Genomic DNA, 2,004 nt, shown 5'->3' on the forward strand with positions numbered 1-2,004 from the left:
CCTTCAGGAATTCAAGAAGATTCCGGGCACTCTGAAGGCTCGTATCCTGCTGTAAGGACTGGTTGTTCCGGAATCCTGAACGGTTCCGGAATTAAGAATCGATCTCAATTTCAGGCCGGCGTTTGTCCGGCCTTTTTGATTTCGTCGCAGGTACGGCGCTATTATTTACCAGAGGAGAGGGACTGTCTTTAATGTTAATCTTCGGAGGTTCTGAGCAAGAAATCGCGATGAACATAATTCTGACCTCAGCTGCCATCAATGCCGCGGGGAAGGGGCAGAGCTCCTATTGCAAGTTTCTCTCTGCAGCGGACTGCGGTGATGGCGGAGATCCGGAAGCCGGAATCCATCTGTCCCAAAGCGCTCTCTATATGTTTTTCACCATCAGAGAGCTTCGGGAGTGTTTCCGCCGGCCTGTCATCAGCAAAGATATTCCGATGCTTTGGCAGAGAACCATTAAGGCCTTCGGCAGGATTACCTGGGATGAACGCCGGAAGGATCTCTGTTTCCGCATATGCGGCTCAGGGGTGCCGTTTTTAAGACCGGAATATACCGGAGCTCTTCTCGTGATGGTAAAGGATGCTGACGGTGTTTTTGAAAATTTCGTCTTCAATACTGATGATGAAATTCAGGAATTTCTGGGAACCTTCGGCATGACTCCGGCAGAGACCGGAAGACCCATTAAGATGATCTGAGCATGAGCCCCGGATAACTTTAACGGGTCTAATTTGGCTGAGCGAGGAAGATTCAGGTTGGCAGACATCAAATCAAAGGAAGCCCGTAGCTACAACATGAGCCGGGTACGCTCCAAGGACACCGAGCCTGAGGTCTATCTCAGAAAGAAGCTTTTTGCCCGGGGGTACCGCTACCGGAAATACACCTCAGACCTTCCCGGTCATCCGGATCTCTGGTTTGCCAAGTACAATGCGGTGGTGTTTATTCACGGCTGTTTCTGGCATCGCCATCATGGCTGCCGCAAGGCCACCACTCCATCAAGCAATACTGAATACTGGGACGCCAAATTCATTCGGAACATGAGACGGGATCAGGAAGTTAAGAATCAGCTTTCCATGAAGCATATCCGGCAGCTGGTGATCTGGGAATGCGTCGTCAGAAAAATGATGAAGTCCCCGGAGGCTGAAGCTCTTTACTTGAAACGGGTGGAAGATTTTTTGAAGTCTGGGACTGGCTTTGCGGAGATATGAAATCTCCGGGACTCGGAATAATGCCAGTCCGATAAGCTTTGTACAGCCCGCTATATGGAGGAATCAGGAATAGTCCACTTGTAATCTATCACCGCTCTTCACAATATGCCGTTACGATTCTGCATGGCAGAACGGTACTCCTTCAGCGATTATATCTCCAAATCACCTTATTGCCCGGACACATCTTTGTTTCCGGGCGTTTTTTTTCCGGTCAATGGCTATTTGCTAACTCTGTAATGCGTATATTTAACATACCCTGTTTTTGTTAACAATGTAATAGTTTTACATACTTGATTTGACATAGAGTAATTTATTCTGTTTACTAATGCTTGTTTAAACAAGATCCTTGAGAGGCTCCTATATGTCAGAAACCAAACTAAAATCAACACTCTTCAGCAAGTTCAAAAACACTCAGATAAACAGCGTGCAGAAGCTCCCGAATCTTACCGGGCTTACCCTGGGTGAATTCCATGCTGACACCAGACTGGACATTGTGTCCGGGGAGGCGGATATCTATCTCTGCTCCGGAATTGGAAGTCTCTCCGGGAAGAAGTACCTTCTTAAATACTACCGTCGGGAAAATGCCGTGAAGCAGGATGTGCTGAAGAAGCTTAAGACCGTAACAAGTTCATTCGTGGCCCCGGTGGCGGGCTATGGTGAATATGAGGGCCATCAGTATGCGGTGCGGCCGTACTACGAGATGTCAACCCTCGCAGAACTTCTTTCCGAGGGAGTCAGGTTTTCTGAAGAGGAGCTCAGAACGTTCATTATCCCCTCCGTTATAGAAGGCCTGAAAGCCGTG

General features: G+C 48.3%; 2 protein-coding genes and 1 pseudogene. All 3 read left to right on the forward strand.

Annotated features, from left to right (window positions below):
• The first annotated feature begins 227 nt into the window (after positions 1–227).
• Positions 228–692 carry a hypothetical protein gene (locus ACJROR_RS04455; protein WP_406546045.1) on the forward strand — a complete coding sequence of 155 codons (465 nt, stop codon included), beginning with the start codon at positions 228–230 and terminating at the stop codon, positions 690–692.
• A gap of 57 nt (positions 693–749) precedes the next feature.
• Complete coding sequence (locus ACJROR_RS04460; protein ID WP_406546046.1) at positions 750–1,202, forward strand: very short patch repair endonuclease; 453 nt, start codon at positions 750–752, stop codon at positions 1,200–1,202.
• 361 nt (positions 1,203–1,563) lie between these two features.
• Positions 1,564–2,004 (forward strand): annotated as a pseudogene (locus ACJROR_RS04465) (serine/threonine protein kinase); the annotation flags it as partial.

It is taken from the genome of Succinimonas sp. (assembly GCF_045225735.1).
GTDB lineage: Bacteria > Pseudomonadota > Gammaproteobacteria > Enterobacterales > Succinivibrionaceae > Succinimonas.